Annotated in this window: 16 protein-coding genes; 5 read left to right on the top strand and 11 right to left on the bottom strand. The window is 71.5% G+C overall.

Features of this window, described 5'->3' with window-relative positions:
* Positions 1-140: 140 nt before the first annotated feature.
* From ACIA8X_RS44450 to ACIA8X_RS44440, 3 genes are read left to right on the top strand one after another with little or no spacing between them, the layout of a single operon-like run.
* Positions 141-1,769: a (2,3-dihydroxybenzoyl)adenylate synthase gene (locus ACIA8X_RS44450; protein ID WP_399460662.1), complete on the top strand. Its 1,629-nt coding sequence runs from the start codon at positions 141-143 to the stop codon at positions 1,767-1,769.
* A complete protein-coding gene (locus tag ACIA8X_RS44445; protein WP_399460661.1) occupies positions 1,759-2,814 on the top strand; it encodes a FecCD family ABC transporter permease in 1,056 nt (351 codons plus the stop codon). The genes ACIA8X_RS44450 and ACIA8X_RS44445 overlap by 11 nt, the downstream gene beginning before the upstream one ends.
* A complete protein-coding gene (locus ACIA8X_RS44440) occupies positions 2,811-3,884 on the top strand; it encodes a FecCD family ABC transporter permease (protein WP_399460660.1) in 1,074 nt (357 codons plus the stop codon). Before ACIA8X_RS44445 ends, ACIA8X_RS44440 begins: the two co-directional genes overlap by 4 nt.
* 61 nt (positions 3,885-3,945) lie before the next feature.
* Here the strand turns inward: ACIA8X_RS44440 and ACIA8X_RS44435 are convergent, their stop codons facing one another.
* Positions 3,946-4,902, bottom strand: a complete 957-nt coding sequence (locus tag ACIA8X_RS44435) for a hypothetical protein (protein WP_399460659.1) — start codon at positions 4,900-4,902, stop codon at positions 3,946-3,948.
* Positions 4,903-5,070: 168 nt separating this feature from the next.
* Here ACIA8X_RS44435 and ACIA8X_RS44430 point away from each other — a divergent pair, with 168 nt between their 5' ends.
* Positions 5,071-5,286, top strand: coding sequence for a heavy-metal-associated domain-containing protein (locus ACIA8X_RS44430; protein WP_399460658.1), 216 nt, complete (start codon positions 5,071-5,073; stop codon positions 5,284-5,286).
* Between the two features lie 67 nt (positions 5,287-5,353).
* Entirely contained in the window at positions 5,354-7,633 is a 2,280-nt protein-coding gene (locus tag ACIA8X_RS44425) for a heavy metal translocating P-type ATPase (RefSeq protein WP_399460657.1), read from the top strand.
* Positions 7,634-7,749: 116 nt separating this feature from the next.
* On the opposite strand, the gene ACIA8X_RS44420 is transcribed toward ACIA8X_RS44425, so the two are convergent.
* The 10 genes from ACIA8X_RS44420 to ACIA8X_RS44375 form a co-directional block, all read right to left on the bottom strand.
* Positions 7,750-8,202, bottom strand: coding sequence for a phospholipase (locus ACIA8X_RS44420; RefSeq protein ID WP_399460656.1), 453 nt, complete (start codon positions 8,200-8,202; stop codon positions 7,750-7,752).
* A 148-nt stretch (positions 8,203-8,350) separates the two neighbouring features.
* Positions 8,351-8,890, bottom strand: a complete 540-nt coding sequence (locus ACIA8X_RS44415; RefSeq protein ID WP_399460671.1) for a hypothetical protein — start codon at positions 8,888-8,890, stop codon at positions 8,351-8,353.
* Between the two features lie 44 nt (positions 8,891-8,934).
* A complete protein-coding gene (locus tag ACIA8X_RS44410; protein WP_393460672.1) occupies positions 8,935-9,801 on the bottom strand; it encodes a carbohydrate ABC transporter permease in 867 nt (288 codons plus the stop codon).
* The gene (locus ACIA8X_RS44405) at positions 9,798-10,742 is read right to left on the bottom strand and encodes a carbohydrate ABC transporter permease (RefSeq protein WP_399460655.1); all 945 of its coding nucleotides are present in this window, start codon (positions 10,740-10,742) and stop codon (positions 9,798-9,800) included. The genes ACIA8X_RS44410 and ACIA8X_RS44405 overlap by 4 nt, the downstream gene beginning before the upstream one ends.
* Positions 10,739-12,022, bottom strand: coding sequence for an ABC transporter substrate-binding protein (locus tag ACIA8X_RS44400; RefSeq protein ID WP_399460654.1), 1,284 nt, complete (start codon positions 12,020-12,022; stop codon positions 10,739-10,741). The genes ACIA8X_RS44405 and ACIA8X_RS44400 overlap by 4 nt, the downstream gene beginning before the upstream one ends.
* A gap of 78 nt (positions 12,023-12,100) precedes the next feature.
* A complete protein-coding gene (locus ACIA8X_RS44395) occupies positions 12,101-12,862 on the bottom strand; it encodes a cupin (protein ID WP_399460653.1) in 762 nt (253 codons plus the stop codon).
* Positions 12,856-13,794, bottom strand: coding sequence for a PmoA family protein (locus ACIA8X_RS44390; RefSeq protein ID WP_399460652.1), 939 nt, complete (start codon positions 13,792-13,794; stop codon positions 12,856-12,858). The genes ACIA8X_RS44395 and ACIA8X_RS44390 overlap by 7 nt, the downstream gene beginning before the upstream one ends.
* On the bottom strand, positions 13,791-14,906 hold the full coding sequence (locus tag ACIA8X_RS44385) for a Gfo/Idh/MocA family protein (protein WP_399460651.1): 1,116 nt from the start codon (positions 14,904-14,906) through the stop codon (positions 13,791-13,793). Before ACIA8X_RS44385 ends, ACIA8X_RS44390 begins: the two co-directional genes overlap by 4 nt.
* A 156-nt stretch (positions 14,907-15,062) precedes the next feature.
* The gene (gene polX, locus ACIA8X_RS44380) at positions 15,063-16,802 is read right to left on the bottom strand and encodes a DNA polymerase/3'-5' exonuclease PolX (RefSeq protein ID WP_399460650.1); all 1,740 of its coding nucleotides are present in this window, start codon (positions 16,800-16,802) and stop codon (positions 15,063-15,065) included.
* A gap of 102 nt (positions 16,803-16,904) precedes the next feature.
* Positions 16,905-18,140 (bottom strand): DegT/DnrJ/EryC1/StrS family aminotransferase, encoded by a 1,236-nt coding sequence (locus ACIA8X_RS44375; RefSeq protein ID WP_399460649.1) that lies wholly within the window; start codon positions 18,138-18,140, stop codon positions 16,905-16,907.
* Positions 18,141-18,156 lie beyond the last annotated feature (16 nt).

Genomic DNA, 18,156 nt, shown 5'->3' with positions numbered 1-18,156 from the left:
CTCCCTGGACTTAGGTTAACCTAACCTAATTCACTAAGACCCTAGCCTCCGCAGCGCGGTGACGTCCAGATCACACCGCCAGGCTTGACCGCGCCGATTCATTAGGCAAGCCTTTCCTAAACAGCAGGCGGGAGTTGAGGATGCTCGACGGTTGGGTGCCCTGGCCGGACCCGTTGGCCGAGAAGTACCGCGCAGAGGGCTACTGGGAAGGGCGGCCGCTCGACCGGCTGCTGAGAGACAGCGCCGAACGGACACCGAGCCGGACCGCGCTCGTCGACGCCGAAGGAAACCGCTGGACGTACGCCGAACTCGATCTCCGCGCCGACCGCATGGCGGCGGGACTGCGCCGGCTCGGCATCGGCGAGGGCGACCGTGTGGTGGTCCAACTGCCCAATACCGACGCCTTCGTGGTGCTCTTCTTCGCGCTGCTGAGGGCGGGCGCGATACCCGTGCTCACGCTGCCCGCGCACCGCGAGAGCGAGATCGTGCATGTCGCCGAGGTGTCCGGGGCGACGGCGTACGCGATCCCGGACCTGCACGACGGCTTCGACCACCGGGCGCTCGCCCGCGCCGCGCGCAAGGCGGTGCCCGGCATCGAGCACGTCCTGGTGGCGGGCGACGCCGCGGAGTTCACCGCGCTCGCCGACCTCGACGCCGACCCGGTCCCGCTGCCCGTGCCCGACCCCGGCGACGTGGCCGTACTGCTGCTGTCCGGCGGCACGACCGGCAAGCCGAAGCTCATCCCGCGCACCCACGACGACTACACCTACAACGTCCGCGCGAGCGCCGAGGTGTGCGGCTTCGACGGCGACACCGTCTATCTGGTGGTGCTGCCGACCGCGCACAACTTCGCCCTGGCCTGCCCCGGACTGCTCGGCACACTGATGATGGGCGGCACCGTCGTGCTCTCCCCCACGCCGAGCCCCGAGGACGCGTTCGCGCTGGTCGAGCGGGAGCACGTCACCGCCACCGCCGTGGTCCCGCCGATCGCGCTGCTGTGGCTGGACGCGGTCGAGTGGGAGGAGGCCGACCTCTCCTCGCTGAGCCTGCTCCAGGTCGGCGGCTCCAAGCTGGGCGCCGAGCCCGCCGCCCGGGTCGAGCCGGCCCTCGGCTGCACGCTCCAGCAGGTGTTCGGCATGGCCGAGGGCCTGCTCAACTACACCCGGCTCGACGATCCGCCCGAGCTGGTGATCGGCACCCAGGGCCGCCCGATGTCCCCCGCCGACGAAGTGCGCGTGGTCGACGAGGACGACCATGACGTACCGCCCGGCGAGAGCGGCGAGTTGCTCACCCGCGGCCCCTACACCCTGCGCGGCTACTACCGCGCCGCCGACCACAACGCCCGCGCCTTCACCACCGACGGCTACTACCGCACCGGCGACCTGGTCCGGATCCTGCCCTCCGGGCATCTGGTCGTCGAGGGCCGGGCCAAGGACCAGATCAACCGGGGCGGCGACAAGATCTCCGCCGAGGAACTGGAGAACCACATCCTCGCCCATCCGGCCGTGCACGACGCGGCGGTGGTCGGCATGCCCGACGAGACGATGGGCGAGCGCACCTGCGCCTACCTCGTCCCGCGCGGACAGGCCCCGGGCCAGCGGGAGTTGGCCGCATTTCTCACCGAGCGTGGGGTCGCCGCGTATAAGCTCCCCGACCGGGTGGAGGTCATCGAGGCCTTTCCCCGGACCTCGGTAGGCAAGATCGACAAGAAGACGCTCGGCCGACTGATCGCCGATCGCCTGCGCGCGGAGGGCATTGGTGGCAACTGAGGCCGTTACGGCCCCTCCCGTACCGACCGACAAGCGCTCCCCCAAGCGCCGGAACTCCACCCGCACGCTCGCCCTGGCCTGCGCCCTGCTCCTGCTGGTCGTCGCCGCCACGCTCAGCCTCGCGATCGGCTCGCGCGCCCTGTCGCCGGGCGTCGTACTGGACGCGCTGCTCCACGACGACGGGTCGACCGCGGCCTCGGTGATCTGGGACGTGCGTGTCCCGCGCACTCTGGCGGGCATCGCGGCCGGTGCCGCGCTCGGCGTCGCGGGCGCGCTCATCCAGGCGCTCACCCGAAATCCGCTGGCCGATCCGGGGCTGCTCGGCATCAACGCGGGCGCTGCCACCGGAGTGGTGCTGTCCATCACGGTTCTCGGCATCACGAGCCTGTGGGCGTCGGTGTGGTTCGCCATGGTCGGTGCGGTGGTGGCCGGTCTGCTGGTGTACTCGCTGGCCTCGGGCGGTCGCGGCGGCGCCACCCCGGAGCGGCTCGCCCTCGGCGGTGCGGTGATCGCCGCCGTGTTCACCGGCATCAGCCAGACGCTGATGCTGCTCGACGCCCAGGCGCTGGACCAGCTGCGGTTCTGGAGCGTGGGGTCGCTCGCCCGGGCCGACGACGAGACGCTGACGACGATCACGCCGTTCGTCGTGGTGGGCCTGGCCCTCGCCCTCGCGCTGGTCCGGCCGCTGAACGCGCTCGCGCTGGGGGACGACGGCGCCCGGGCGCTGGGCGCGCATGTGGACCGGACGCGCTTCCTGGGCCTCGCGGCCATGACGGTGCTGTGCGGCGCGGCGACGTCGGCGGTCGGGCCGCTCGTCTTCGTCGGCCTCGCCGTACCGCACATCGCCCGCATGATCGTCGGAGCCGACCAGCGCTGGACTCTGCCGCTCTCCCTGCTCCTCGCACCCGCCCTGCTGCTGTTCGCTGACGTCCTCGGCCGGGTCGTCGTACGCCCCGACGAGCTGGACGCGGGCGTGGTCACCGCGGTGGTCGGCGCCCCGGTGTTCATCGCCCTCGTCCGCTACCGCAGGGCGGTGACCGGATGACGGCCCAGGCACCGGCCCGTACCGGTGCGCGCGGCCGTTCGCATGTCGTACGGAGCCGCTCGCACCGTTTCTCCCTGCGGGTGGACGTGCGCGCGGTGACGGTCTGCGTGCTGGTGCTCGCCGCCACCGCCGGAGTCGGCGTCCTCGCGCTGGGCACCGGCGAGTACTCGATCTCCCCGGCGGACGTGGTCCGCACCCTGCTGGGCAACGGCAGCCCGCGCACCGACTTCGTGATCAACGACCTCCGGCTGCCCCGCCTGCTGACCGGCATCCTGGTCGGCGCGGCGCTCGGCCTGAGCGGCGCGCTCTTCCAGAGCCTCACGCGCAATCCGCTGGGCAGCCCCGACATCGTGGGCTTCACCTACGGCTCGGCCACGGGGGGCCTGCTGGTCGTCCTGCTCGTCGGCGGCACCGGCGGGCAGATCGCCGTGGGCGCGGTGGGCGGAGGGCTCGCCACCGCCTTCCTCGTGTATGTGCTGGCGTGGCGACAGGGCGTTCACGGCTACCGGCTGGTGCTGGTCGGCATCGGGGTGAGCGCGCTGCTCCAGGGGGTGAACGCCTACCTCCTGGCCAAGGCCCGGTTCACCCAGGCCGCGCAAGCGATGGTGTGGCTCAACGGCAGTCTCAACGGCCGGAGTTGGGCCGACGTCCGCCCGGCCGCTCTCGGTCTGCTGATCGTGCTGCCCCTGGTGGCGCTCATCGCGAGCAGGCTGAAGATCATGGAGATGGGAGACGACGTGGCGGGCGGCCTCGGGGTGCCCGTCCAGCGCTCCCGGCTGGTGCTGCTGGTGCTGGCCACGGCGGCCTGTGCGGTTGCCACCGCGGCGGCCGGCCCCATCCCGTTCGTGGCCCTCATCGCCCCGCAGCTGGCCCGCCGGCTCACCCGGGCCCCCGGCCCGGGCCTCCTGGCGGCCACCTGCACCGGCGCCCTCCTCGTGGTGACGGCGGACTTCGCGTCCCAGCGCATCCATGAGACGGCCCAGCTGCCGGTCGGTGTGGTTACCGCGGTCGTCGGCGGGGTGTATCTGGGGCTGCTGCTGCGTCGGCAGCGCCGGGCGGGGCGGATCTGAGCGCCTCAGTGTCTGTGCACGTCAGCGCCTGTACTCCTCGGCGCCCCTAGCGCCCCTGCCCTCAGTGCCCGTGCTGCTCGGCCCCGTCCTCGTGCGTGGGCGCCTCCGAGGTGGGCGCCGCCGACGCACCGGTCCGGACGGTGAACGCCGCGGTGTGCACCTCGCCCTCGTGCTTGAAGTCGAGGAACAGCCGGTAGGCGCCGTTGCTCGGCGCCGTGGCCGTGAACGAGATCTGCGGGCCGGGCTTGGTCGTACCGTCGCCGGGTTCCCCGCCCGGGTGGACGTGGAGGTACGCGAGGTCGCCGGAGCGCAGGGCGACCAGGTGGCCGTAGGCGCCGAGGTAGGGCTGGAGGTTGGTCACCGGGCGGCCGTCGCGCGAGACCTTCAGCTTCAGTTCGCTCGCCTTGCCCGGACGCAGGGCGCCGTCCAGCCGGACCTCGTAGCCGTTGATCTTCGCCGTGGTGTTGGGCGCGGGCAGCTGCTGCGGCCGGTAGGAGCCCGAGGCCGCCAGGTCCGCGCCGAGGGTGAGGTTCTCGGCGCCCTTCTTCGCCGGGGTGAAGTCGGCGAAGACGCGGTAGCCGCCGGCACGGGGCAGTTCGACGGGGATGGTCCAGGTGCCGTCGGCGGCGCGGGTGGGGTGCAGATGGCGGTAGGTGCCCAGATCGCGTGAGGCCACGATGAGGTGCAGTTCCTTCTCGTGGTCGCGCTCGTAGGCGGTGACGGCGCGACCGGCGCTGTCGCGGATGACGAAGCGCAGGTCGGAGCGGGTCCCGGCGGTGACGCTCGGGGTCCGCAGGTCGAGGGTGTAGCCGCCCTCGGACATCTGCAGCCCGCCGACCGGCTGCGTCTCGTGCCCGCCGCCTCCCTCCGCGGCCGGTGACGACTCGCTGTGGCTGTCGTGGGCGGCGGGCGCGGGCTCGTCGACAACGGGGTCGAGGCCCTGGCCCATGCCGTAGGCGGTGCCGAAGGTCGCGGCCAGTGCGGCGGCGAACGCGGTGATCCTCAGTCCGGCATTCATGGCGGTCTCCTGCGGGTCGGATGCCTCGGTGGGGTCCTTCGATGCACTTCACCATACCCCCAGGGGGTATCAAGTCAACCCGGTTCGACACTTGCCTTGCCTACCCCCTGGGGGTATACATGGAACACCGAACAAGGATACCCCCACCCCGTACCCAAGGAGGAACCCGTGTCCACCACCACCTACGCCGTCTCCGGTATGAGCTGCGCCCACTGCAAGGCCACGCTCACCAAGGTCATCGGCGAGCTGGACGGCGTCACCGAGGTCGGCGTCGATCTCGCGACCGGCCGGGTCACCGTCAGCAGCACCACCGAGCCCGACGACGCCCTGATCGCCGAGGTCGTCGACGAGGCCGGCTACGAGCTCACCGGCCGCGCGGCCTGACTCGCACCCCCGACCGCCGGGGCCCGGCCGCACCGGACTCCACCCGCACCCCGCCACAGGAGCAGCGATGACCACCACCGCGTCCCACCCCGCCACCGAGACAGAGCTCGTCATCGGCGGCATGACCTGCGCCTCGTGCGCGGCGCGCATCGAGAAGAAGCTGAACCGCCTGGACGGGGTGACCGCCACGGTCAACTACGCCACCGAGAAGGCGAAGGTCAGCTACGTCGGCGAGGTCTCCGTCCGGGACCTGATCGCCACCGTCGAGGCGACGGGGTACACCGCGCAGGAGCCCGCGCCACCCGCGCCCGACGCGACCGGGAGCGGCGACGAGCGCGGTGTACCCCATCGCCTCGACCACGATGAACTACGGCCGCTGCGGGAGCGGTTGGTCACCGCCGTGACGCTGGCCGTGCCCGTCATCGCGATGGCCATGATCCCGGCCCTGCAGTTCGAGTACTGGCAGTGGCTGTCCCTGACCCTGGCGGCGCCCGTCGTGACGTATGCCGCGTGGCCCTTCCACAAGGCGGCGTTCACCAATCTGCGGCACGGCGCGGCCACCATGGACACCCTGATCTCGGTCGGTACGTCGGCCGCGTTCCTGTGGTCCCTGTGGGCGCTGTTCCTCGGCACCGCGGGCGAGCCGGGCATGACGCACCCCTTCGAGCTGACCATCGCCCGCAGCGACGGCGCCGGCAACATATACCTGGAGGCGGCGGCCGGGGTCACCGCCTTCATCCTGGCCGGCCGCTACTTCGAGGCCCGCTCCAAGCGCAAGGCGGGCGCGGCGCTCAAGGCGCTGCTGGAGCTGGGCGCCAAGGACGTCACCGTCCTGCGCACCGACGGCACCGAACAGACCGTCCCTGTCACGGAGTTGAAGGTCGGCGACCGATTCCTCGTGCGTCCCGGCGAGAAGATCGCCACCGACGGCACGGTCGTCGAGGGCTCGTCGGCCGTGGACGCCTCGATGCTCACCGGCGAGTCCGTGCCGGTCGAGGTCGCCGAGGGCGACCCGGTCACCGGTGCCACGATCAACGCGGGCGGCCGTCTCGTCGTCGAGGCCACCCGGGTGGGCGCCGACACCCAACTCGCCCGGATGGCCAAGCTGGTGGAGGACGCGCAGAACGGCAAGGCAGCGGCACAGCGGCTCGCGGACCGGATCTCCGCCGTCTTCGTGCCGATCGTCATCGCCCTCGCGCTCGCCACCCTCGGCTTCTGGCTCGGCAACGGCGCCGGACCGGCCGCCGCCTTCACCGCTGCGGTCGCCGTCCTGATCATCGCCTGCCCCTGCGCCCTGGGCCTGGCCACGCCGACCGCGCTGATGGTGGGCACCGGGCGGGGCGCCCAGCTCGGCATCCTGATCAAGGGGCCGGAGGTCCTGGAGTCCACGCGCAAGGTCGACACGATCGTCCTCGACAAGACGGGCACCGTGACCACCGGCCGGATGACCCTGCTGGCGGTACACACCGCCGACAACACCGACGAGGCCGAAGTCCTGCGACTCGCCGGCGCGTTGGAGCACGCCTCCGAGCATCCGATCGCCCGCGCCGTGGCCGAGGGCGCGCTGGAGAAGCTGGGATCGCTGCCGACGCCGGAGGACTTCGCGAACGTGCCCGGGCTCGGAGTGCAGGGCATCATCGAGGGCCACGCGGTGCTGGTGGGCCGGGAGCGGCTCCTCGCAGAGTGGGCCATGGAGCTGCCGGAAGACCTGCGGCGCGCCAAGTCCGAGGCCGAGGAGTCCGGTCGTACCGCCATCGCGGTCGCCTGGGACGGAGAGGTACGGGCGGTGCTGGAGGTCGCCGACGCGGTGAAGGAGACCAGTCCCGAGGCGATCCGGCGACTGCGCGCCCTCGGCCTCACCCCGATCCTGCTGACCGGCGACAACCAGACCGTCGCCCACGCCGTCGCCCGCGAGGTCGGTATCGCGCCCGAGGACGTCATCGCCGAGGTGCTGCCACAGGACAAGGCCGACGTCGTCAAGCGGCTGCAGGGCGAGGGCCGTTCGGTCGCGATGGTCGGCGACGGGGTCAACGACGCGGCGGCCCTGGCGCAGGCCGACCTGGGGCTGGCGATGGGCACCGGCACGGACGCCGCGATCGAGGCCGGCGACCTCACCCTGGTCCGTGGCGATCTGCGCGCCGCCGCCGACGCGATCCGGCTCTCCCGCAGGACGCTCGGCACCATCCGGTCCAACCTGTTCTGGGCCTTCGCCTACAACGTCGCCGCTCTGCCGATCGCCGCGGCCGGGCTGCTCAACCCGATGATCGCCGGGGCGGCCATGGCCTTCTCCTCTGTGTTCGTGGTGGCCAACTCGCTGCGGCTGCGGTCGTTCCGGGCCGCGAACTGATCCTTGGCGAAAGCCAGGAGGCGCCGCCGGAAGCCAGGTGACCGCCGAAAGCCAAGAGGGCACCGAAAGCCAGAAGGGCGCCGCTCATGCGGCGCCCTTCTGCCCGTGACGACGTGTCAGCCGAAGGCCTTCACGGCCTGGTAGTACGTCCAGGCCGTGCTGTTGCAGGCGGACTTCGTCGCACCGCCGTAGCCCGCGCACACACGCTTGAGGTCCTCGTAGAAGGCGCTGTCGATGCGCGCCTTGTTGGCGTCGAACGCGCCCAGGGCCTTGTAGTTGCGGTAGCCGAAGTCGTGCCGGGCGCAGGACTTGGAGAAGGGGAAGCCGAAGGGGTTGTCCGGGGACGAGGAGCAGTAGTCGGTGGACCAGTCGAACCCGTAGGCGGACCAGGCGGACTGGTTGCCGCGGGCGGCGGCCCAGGCGTTGTAGCTGGACGCGCTGGTCTGGGTCCAACTGGCCAGGACCTGGGGCTTGTCGGCGGGGGCGGCGTCGGCGGTCGAGGCGGTGGCGAAGACGGTCACGAGGGAGAGGGCTGAGGCGGCGAGACCGGTGGTGAGTGTGCGGCGCATTCCACACCTCCATGAGGCTGCGGCCCGCCCGTCGGGCCGCAGGTTCATGACAAGATGATTGACACTCCAACGGTCCCTTTACACCGCATGCCGCCTAATGGCCCGTTAACTCATGGACATGCAAGGAGATCCGGGGATGAATTCGACGTCATCCTCCCCTGCGTACGTCCACCGCGGTGACCGCCAGCGCCAACGGCCCCGGGGCGAGGAACGCCAGCGGCACCAGCATCCACGCGCACAGGGCGGCGGTGGCCACCGCGAGCAGCACGAGGCCGCTGCCGCCCACGTCCCGCACGGAGTCCCGGGCGGCCTCGCGCACCGCCGTACGCCAGTCGGTGAGCGACTCACGGCGGGCGCAGGCCCGGAGGCCAACCACCATGGCACAGGCGCCGATCGCGGCGGCGACCACGGCGAACAGCGGCGCACCCGGCAGCCCCGCCCGCGCGAGGGCCAGATCGGCGGCCAGCAGCAGCACTCCCGCCACCGCGAGGGCGCCCGCCGCCAGGTCGCCGGTGCGCAGCCGACGCCGTAGCAGCGCGAAGTACCGCCCGGCGGTGGCGGGTTGGTCCTCCCGGGTACCCCGCAGCACCGCGCAGGCCGTAGACAGCGCGGCCGGGGCGGTCAGCAGCGGCAGACTGGCCACGGCCGTGGCGAGGCCGACGCTCAGGACGTCGGCGAAGAGGGTCATCCGCGGGCCGAACACCTCGCCCGCCTCACGTGCCGGCACCTCGCTCACCCCTTGATTCCGGAGCTGGCCATGCCCTCCACCAGCAGCCGCTGGAAGGCGAGGAAGAACAGCACGATCGGCAGCAGCGCGATCACGGACATCGCGAACATGGGGCCGAACGCCGAGGTGCTGGAGGCGTCCACGAACGACCGCAGGGCGAGCGTGAGCGTGAACTTGTCCGGGTCGAAGAGGTAGATGAGCTGGGTGAAGAAGTCGTTCCACGTCCAGATGAAGGTGAAGATCGCCGTGGTGATCAGGGCGGGGCGGGTGAGCGGCAGCACGACCTGGAAGAAGCTGCGGAAGGGGCCGCAGCCGTCGATGCGGGCCGCCTCCTCCAGCTCGCGCGGCAGTCCACGCATGAACTGCACGATGAGGAAGACGAAGAACGCCTCGGTGGCGAGGAACTTCGGCAGGATCAGCGGCCAGTAGGTGTTCACCAGGCCGAGCTGGTTGAAGATGATGTACTGCGGGATCAGCACCGCGTGGTGCGGCAGCATGATCGTGGCGATCATGAACGCGAACAGCGGTCCGCGGAACCGGAACCTCAGGCGCGCGAACGCGTAGGCGGCCAGCGAGCAGCTGATGACGTTGCCGAGGACCGCGCCGCCCGCGATCAGCAGTGAGTTGGCGAGCAGCCGCCAGATGGACACGTCGTTGATGCCGTCCAGGGCCGTGGAGTAGTTCGACCACTCCAGGTGGCTGGGCAGCAGGTCGAGGCTCGCGATGACCTCGTCGGCGGGCTTCAGCGAGGTGGCCAGCAGCCAGGCCAACGGGTACAGCATGACGAGCAGAGCGGCCAGGCAGCCGAGGTGCAGGGCGATCCGGCCCCAGGCAACGGGCTTGCGGACGACCGGAGTTGTGGTTGTTGTCATCGGTCCCCCTCGGAGGCGTAGAAGACCCAGGAGCGCGAGGTGCGGAACAGCACCGCGGTGACGGCGCCGATGACGATCAGCAGCACCCAGGCCATGGCGGAGGCGTAGCCCATGTGGGAGGCGACGAAGCCGCGGTCGTAGAGGTAGAGGGTGTAGACGAGGGTCGAGTCGGCGGGGCCGCCCTTGCCGGCACTGAGCGCGAAGGCGGGCGTGAAGACCTGGAAGGCCTGGATGGTCTGCAGGACCAGGTTGAAGAACAGGACCGGGGACAGCATGGGCACGGTGACGGACAGGAACTGCCGCCATTTCCCGGCCCCGTCGACGGCCGCCGCCTCGTACAGCTCGCTCGGGATCTGCTGGAGTCCCGCGAGGAAGATGACCATCGGCGCCCCGAACTGCCACACCGTCAGCAGTGCCACGGCGAGCAGCGCCCAGCCGGGCTTGTTGACCCAGCCGCCGGTGCCGAACAGGTGGTCCACCGTGCCGCCGTCGTTGAAGACCGCGCGCCAGACGAGGGCGATGGACATCGACGCACCCAGCAGTGAAGGGGCGTAGAAGGCCGACCGGTAGAAGCCCTTGCCGCGTTTCATGGACTTCAGGGCGAGCGCGACGACGAGGGCGAGCGCCAGTTGCAGCGGCACGGCGATGACGACGTACGTCAGCGTGGTCACGACCGATCGCCAGTAGCGCGGGTCCTCGGTGAACATCTGGACGTAGTTGCGCAGGCCCACCCAGCGCGGCGGGTTGAACAGGTCGTAGTCGGTGAAGGACAGGTACAGCGACACGGCCATCGGCAGCAGGGTCAGGACGATCGCGCCGAGCACCCATGGGGACAGGAACACCCAGGCGGGGCCCTGGCGTTCGCGCTTGGGGCGGCGCTTCGAGGGCCTGGCCGGCCCGGTGGCGGGGGCGGTGGGCGCGGGTATGTCGGTGGTGGTCATGACCTCAGCTCCGCCTTCGCCTCGGTGACGTAGTTCTCGGCCGCCTCGCGGGGCGACATGCGCTCGTAAGACACCTGGTCGTAGTCGCGCTGGAAGGTGGCCTGCAGGGCGTTGTCGCCGGAGGGCGGGGCCTGCGGCGGGTCCTTGAGGGAGCCTTCGAGGGACGACTGGTAGGTGGCGATCGTCCTGTCGAAGTCCTTGAGCTGAGGCTCGATCTCCTCGCGTACGGACTCGTTGACGGGGATGCCGCGGGTCGCGCCGAGGATCTTCGCCGCCTGTTCGTCGTTGATGAGGAAGTCGACGAGCTGGGCCGCCTCCTTCGCGTGACCGGTGTTGGCGCCGACGCCGAGGAACATCGACGGCTTGAAGTACTGGCCGGGCGTGCCGTCCTCGCCGGACGGCATCGGCGCGAGCGCGACGCCGCCGGGGATCAGGGCGAGGTAACCGCTGGCCGGGGCGTCCCAGTTGGAGTCGGCGACGGCCTCGCCGCGCCCGAGCGGGGTGTTCTCGACGGAGCCGTCGAGCTGCGTGGTCTGCTCGGCGGGTGAGACGACGCCCTCGCGCCGGAGCTTGTCGGTGAAGGTCCACCAGCGGGTCAGGTCGTCGGCGGTGAAGCCGAGGCCGCCGTCCTTCCTGTAGAGGGACTTGCCCTGGCCGCGCAGCCAGACCTCGAAGCAGTCCTCGCTCTGGCCGGGGTCGGTGGCGCCGGGCTTGCCGGTCTTCTCGGCCAGGGCGCGCATGGTGTCGGCCCACTCGCTCCAGGTCCAGTTCCGGCCCGGCAGCGGAACGTCGGACTCCTTCCACACCTTGACGTCGTAGGCGACGGTCTCGGTGCCGCGGCCCTGGGGAATCGCGTACTGCGTGCCGTCGAGCCGGCCGGTGGCGAGGAGCCCGGGGTCGATCTCGCTCGTGCGCAGTACGGCCTTCTGCCGGGCGAGGTCGAGCAGGACGCCGCCGGAGGCGTACTGGTCGATCTGCCGGTAGTCGAGCTGCATCACGTCGGGGGCGTCGCCGCCCGCGGCCTGGGTGGCGAGCTTCTGTTTGTAGGCCTCGTAGGCCGAGAACGACGTCTGCACCTGGATGTCCGGGTGCTGTTTCTCGAACAGGGCGACGGCCTGCTCGGTGCGCTCCGCGCGGTCGGGGTTGCCCCACCACGTGTAGCGCAGCACGACCTTGCCGCCGCCGACCGATTCCCCGGATCCCCCGCAACCGGCCGCCATCGCGCAGAGCACGAGTGCGACGGCCGAAGCGCAGAACCCCTTTGTCCTGTGTCCGGGCATGCCGAGGTCACCTCTCCTCTCCTCGGAACTTCTGTTGGCCCCCCTCGGCCCTCTTGGCCCTCTTGGCCCCCCGGCCTGCTACTCGCCGCCGTAAGGCAGCGTCGTCCCCGGCAGGTTGTACTCGTCCCGGCGGCCGCACATCCCGAACCCGCCGAGCCGGGTGGGCGCGGTCTCGTGCGCGGTCGCGTCGGCGAGATACGCCGGTTCGCCCGCCTCCAGCGCGTCGAGCTGGGCGCCGGTGCGCTCGGCGGTGGCCAGCGCGCCCGCCCGCCACAGCTCCCGCCAGTTCGGCACCTTGGCGCGCACGAGCCGGGCGGCGGCGCGCTGGAACTCGACGTACGGTCCGTTGTCCCCGGCGACGAGCGCCTCACGCAGGGCGAGGTAGCCCTCGACGGCGAGGTCCCGGCGGCGGCGGGCGGCAGCCGCGGTCTCCGGGCCGGTGCCGGCCGGCAGGGTGGCCGCGGCGGCGTACCGGTCCGGATCGGCCAGCACCTCGGACGGGAAGGTGAACACGGCGTCGCCGGCCTCCGGCAGTCCGCTGTTCTGCATCAGCACGGTGATGCGCAGATCACCGCCCTGGACCATACGGTGCACGGTCCCGGGCGTGAACCAGGCGACGGAGCCCGGCTCCAGCGGGATGTCCCGGTAGCCGTCGGGGCTCAGCGTCTGCACCGCGCCCCGGCCGCCGGTGACGACGTACGCCTCCGTGCACACCAGGTGCAGATGCGGGCTGCCGCCGCACACGCCGTCGGTTGCCTCCCAGTCGTAGGCGCTGAGGTGGGACAGGCCGACGGCGCCGGGCAGTGGATGCGGAAGGTGGGGCTTCACGGGCTTCACCACGACAGCCCCTCCAGGTGCGCGGCCACCCGCTCCCGGTCCCAGGCCCCGTCGGCGAAGACCACCCGGTAGCGATACGCGAAGGACTCGCCCGGCGGCAGCTCGAACTCCTCGAAGAACGCCCAGGAGAACGCGACCGTCGGGATCGGTTCCGCGCGCACGAACCAGTGCGACTCGTGGATCGCGGCCTGCTCGTCGAGGTTCTCGGGCGCGTGCGCGAAGACGAGCGTGGAGTGCCCGTCGACGTCGTCGTGCTCGGTGGTGAAGGCGAGCCACGGGCCCTGCGTGCCCATCAGCTTGCCCGCGTCCGCGCCTGCTCCTCCGTCGATGTCGGGGCCGAAGGCGGTGCCTGAGGTGAAGTCCCGGGGACCGCGCCACTGGAGTCCGGTGTACCCGGCCATCTCGCGGCCGGCGGTGGTGGGCGAGCCGAAGGCCAGCGGCTCGCCACGGAGGTTGGTCAGCCGGATCGACCAGTCCAGGGCCCAGGCGCCGGCTTCCTCGTCCACCGAGTGGACGGTCAGCCCGCGCACTTCGCGCGCCCACTCCTGGCCGCCGTTCTCGACCCAGGTGAGTTCCTCGGTGAAGGCGAGCCGGTCGTCCTCGACCGTGAACTCGCCGAAACCGTCGTGCCGCATCGAGCCGACGCGCTCGGGCAGCGGGAGGTAACCCTCGCCGTGCACATAGCAGTTGCCGCCCCAGAAGTTCTGGCCGGACAGATGGCTCGCGGTCATCTGCAGGCCCTTGTGCCAGCGGTGGTCGCTGGGCCGGTAGCCGGTCACGGTGTGCCCGGCGAGGGTGCGCACGGGGTGGGCGTAGGGCTTGCGGGACTCGAAGGCCTCGGGGTCGGGTCGGTAGACGTAGCGAAGGATCTCGGTGCCGTTCGCCGCCGTCACCGCGATGTGGTCGCCGTGCGCGTGGGTGACGCGGATGCTCATGCGCGCTCCTTGGGGGCCCAGTGGGGGTGGTCGCCGTGCATGGCCGGGTAGAAGGGGTCGCCCGGCCGGATCTCGCCCGCGTGCACCGGGCTTCCCGTGAAGGCCGCCTTGTAGAGGGCGGCGGCGAAGTCGAGGGTGGCCCGGGCGTCGGGGCCGCTGCCGGGCGGTCGGACACCGTTGTCGTAGGCGTCGAGCAGGGCGCCGAGCTGGGCCGTGTGCGAGCTGGGCAGATCCGCCGCGGGGGTGCGCCAGGCCGTGGCGCGCTCGGACGGGACGTGCGGGGCCGGGGTGTAGACCCAGTCGTCGTTGCGGTGGCCGTACAGGTGGGTGAGCTCGACCGTCGCGTCGGCGCAGTCGACGCGGATACGGCTGACCTCGTGCGGGGACAGCACGCTGTTGACGACGGTGGCGAGGGCGCCGTTCGCGAAGCGCACGAGGGCCGTCGAGACGTCCTCGCTCTCGGTGTCGTGCACCAGGCGTGCGGCCATGGCCCGGATCTCCGCCCACGGGCCGAGCAGATGCAGCAGCAGGTCGAACTGGTGGATGCCGTGCCCCATGGTCGGCCCGCCGCCCTCGGTGGCCCACCGTCCGCGCCACGGCACCGCGTAGTACGCGGCGTCCCGGTGCCAGGTCGTCTGGCAGTGCGCGACCAGCGGGGCGCCCAGCTCCCCGCCGGCGATCAGCTCACGGGCGTGCACCGCTCCGGAGCCGTACCGGTGCTGGAAGACGACCGACGCGTATGCCCCCGACGCCTCCTCGGCCGCCGCGATGTCGTCGTACTCGGCGAGCGACAGACACAGCGGCTTCTCGCACAGCACCCAGGCACCCGCCTTGAGCGCGGCGACCGTCTGCTCCCGGTGCAGCGACGGCGGCGTGCCGATCAGGACCAGGTCGGGGCGTACGGCGTCCAGCATGTCGTCCGTCGAGGTGTACCCGGCGACGTCCGCTCCGGCGAGCTGCCGGAAGGCGTCCAGCCGTGCCTGGTCCACATCGACGGCGGCCACCAGCTCCACCCGGTCAGCGTGATGTCTCAGCGCGGGGAGATGGCTGCCACTGACGATGGCACCGGTGCCGATCACGGCGACGCGGCGGCGGACGGTACTTGGGGACATGCAGTTCTCCTCGGACGGCCGATGGACAGCCCGCTTCAGAAAGCGCTTGCACTACGAAGGCGACCCTAGGCAGGGACGGAATGTAAGGACAACCCCTCTGCGGCGACATGAACAAAGCGAGACCTGACCTGTCCGGTTCGGGAGAACGTGGCCCCTTCAGGGCCGCTTCTCCAGGAACCGCCGCAGTCGGGTGAGCGGCCAGGTGTTGATCACGTCGTCCTTGGTGAGCCAGCCGCGCTGGGCCGTGCCCACTCCGTAGCGCAGGTTGGCCAGATGGATGACGGCGTGGGCGTCGCTGTCGACGGCGAACCTCACGCCGTGCCGCCTGGCCCGCAGGATGTCCTCGTCGCGCAGGTCGAGCCGGTCGGGATGGGAGTTGATCTCCAGGGCCGTACCGGTGCGCGCGCAGGCGGCGAAGACCTCGTCGAGGTCGACGTCGATGGCGGGGCGCTTGCCGAGGAGGCGAGTGGTGGGGTGGCCGATGATGTGGACGTGCGGGTTCTCGCAGGCCCGGACGATCCGCCGGGTCAGCGCCGCGCGCCCCTGGTTGAAGTGCGAGTGGACCGAGGCCACGCACAGGTCGAACCCGGCGAGGAACTCCGGCGGCCAGTCCACGTCGCCGTCGGGGCCGATGTTCAGCTCCGCGCCGTGCAGCACCCGCATGCCTCCCCGCTTGCCCCGCTTGCCGTACGCGCCGTCCAGCTCGCGGACGTGTGCGCGCTGGGCCAGGATCCGCTCGTCGGTCATGCGCTGCATGGCCATGTCGGGCCCGTGGTCGGTGACGGCGTAGTAGGCGTAACCGCGCTCGGCGGCAGCGGCGACCATCTCCTCCAGCGGGGCGAGCCCGTCGGTGAGGTCGGTGTGGGTGTGCAGGTCGCCCCGGATGTCCTTCTCCTGGACCAGGTCGGGCAGTTCGCCGCGCAGCCCGGCCTCGATCTCGCCCCGGTCCTCACGCAGGGTGGGCGGGATCCAGGGCAGGCCGAGGCGGGCGTACACGTCCTCCTCGGTCCTGGAGACGATCTTCTTCCCGGTCTCGGTGTCGAAGAGCCCGTACTCCGAGAGCTTGAGCTTCTTGTGGACGGCCATCTCGCGGGTGCGGATGTTGTGCGCCTTGGATCCGGTGAAGTACTGCATCGCCGCGCCCCAGGAGTCCGGCGGTACGACCCGCAGGTCGACCTGGAGGCCCTTGGTGGTGCGGATCGACGTCTTCTTCTCGCCGTGCGCGATGACCTCCGAGACGTACGGCAGCTCGGTGAAGGCCCGCATGATCGGCTGCGGCCGCTTCGCCGCGACGAGGATGTCGACGTCGCCGATCGTCTCGCGGACGCGGCGCAGGGAGCCCGCATAAGCACAGCGCTCGCAGCCGGTGACCTGGGACAACTCGGCGACGATGTCCTCGGCGAGGCTCATGGCGACGTCGATCAGGACGCGGTCGCCGGAGGACTGCAGCAGGCTGATGCCGTGCAGGATGTTCTCCTCGGTCTTCGGCCCGAAGCCCTTGAGGTCGCGCAGCCGCTCCTCGTGGATGGCGTCGGCGAGTTCCTCGGTGGTGGAGATGCCCAGCTCCTGGTAGATGACCAGGGCCTTCTTCGGGCCGAGCGTGGGGATGGCCGTCAGCTGCCGGACCCCGGCGGGGATCTTCGCGCGCAGTTCCTCGACGGCGGAGATGCTGCCGTTGGCGAAGTACTCGACGACCTTCTCGGCGATCGACTTGCCGACGTTGGGGATCTCCTTGAGGCCCTTGACGTCCAGCTTGGACACGTCAGCGTGGTGGCCGCCGATCGCCCGGGCGGCCTTCTCGTAGACGCGTGACTTGAACGCGTCTCCTCCGGTGATCGAGATCAGGTCCGCGTACTCCTGGAGCAGCGCGGCGACCTCGTCGTTGGGGCGGGTCACGTCTCCAGGGTAGGCAAGGCGGGGCCGGGCGGCGCGGGCCGACGCCACCCGGGCGCCCGGGACTGGCCCGGAACACTCCCCCGGAGGAATGGTCGGCAGGCCCTACTGGCCCAGGGGCGTGGGAGGCGTGGCCGTGGTGTCGAACCGGGGCGAGGTCGGGAGGGGCGGGTGTGCGGGCGTGGCCCGTTCCCTGGTCAGGGCGCCTGCGATCCTGCGGGCGAGGAGGGGGTCGGCCGGCAGGCTGTGGGCGGCGAACCAGCGGGCGGCGGAGGGGTCGGGGGACGGTTCGACGAACTCGGCGCCCGCGTAGTCGTCGAGCGGCGGGTCGTAGACGTATCCCGCGACCACGCCGTGGTTCACCAGGCGTTCGAGGAGGGCGTCGCGGTCGTGGACGAGGAGCGGCACCCGGAACAGGGACGGCGGGCCGTCGCCCGCCCGGTCGCGCAGGGCCGGGGTGGCCCAGGTGGTGCCCGAGAGCAGCGCGACACCGGCCCGGCGGCGGGCGAGGTTCCCGTCCAGCCGGGCCATCCGCAGCTCCAACTGCCCCCGGACCAGGGCCCCGTGGCGGGAGCGGAAGCCGTGCAGGTCGACCCGTACCCAGGGTTCGTACGCGGTCAGGCTCGGTGCCTGACGGGCGCTGCCGGCGAGGCGGGGCGCGTGCAGGGCCATGCGGAACTCGTCGCGTTCCAGCAGCTTCAGGCGCTGCATGGTGCGCCACACCGGACGCACCAGGTGGAGCTTGCGTACGGCCGACCGCGCCAGCGGGCGCAGCGTGGTGGTCAGGTCGTCGCGCAGGCGCCGCGGCGAAAGCAGGTCGTCGCGCAGCAGCTCCAGTTCCCGTCGGGTGGGCGCGTCCTCGACGGCGAGGAACCCACCGGCCATACCCGCCACGTGCTTGGACAGACTGAACGCGGCCGCCGTTCCGAAGGTCCCGATCGGCTGCCCGTCCACGTGCGCGCCGATGGCGTGGGCCGCGTCCTCGATCAGGGGGATCCCCAACTGGTCGCAGCGGCGCCGCAGTTCGACGACGCGGTCGGGCAGGCCGTACAGGTTCGTGGTCAGGACGGCGTCCACGTTCCGCCAGGTGGACTCCGGTACGGCGGCCGGGTCGATGTTTCCGTCCCACCGGGACACGGGGGCCTGGACGGGGCGCAGTCCGGCGGCGAGGACGACGAAGAGGATCACGTCGTCGTTCACCGGGGACATCAGCACCCGTCCGCCGGGCCGGCACCAGCGCCGCAGCGCCAGGTAGAGGGCCAGTCGGGCCGAGGGCGTGTAGACGCATTCGCGTCCGATGCGCCGTGTCATCATCGCGGCGAGCCGCGATCCGTACGGCATGGTCACCTCTTCCGTG

This window comes from Streptomyces sp. NPDC051738, assembly GCF_044453205.1.
Taxonomy (GTDB): domain Bacteria; phylum Actinomycetota; class Actinomycetes; order Streptomycetales; family Streptomycetaceae; genus Streptomyces.
Note: the sequence above shows the minus strand (reverse complement) of the source record. Positions and strands in the feature narration are given on the sequence as shown.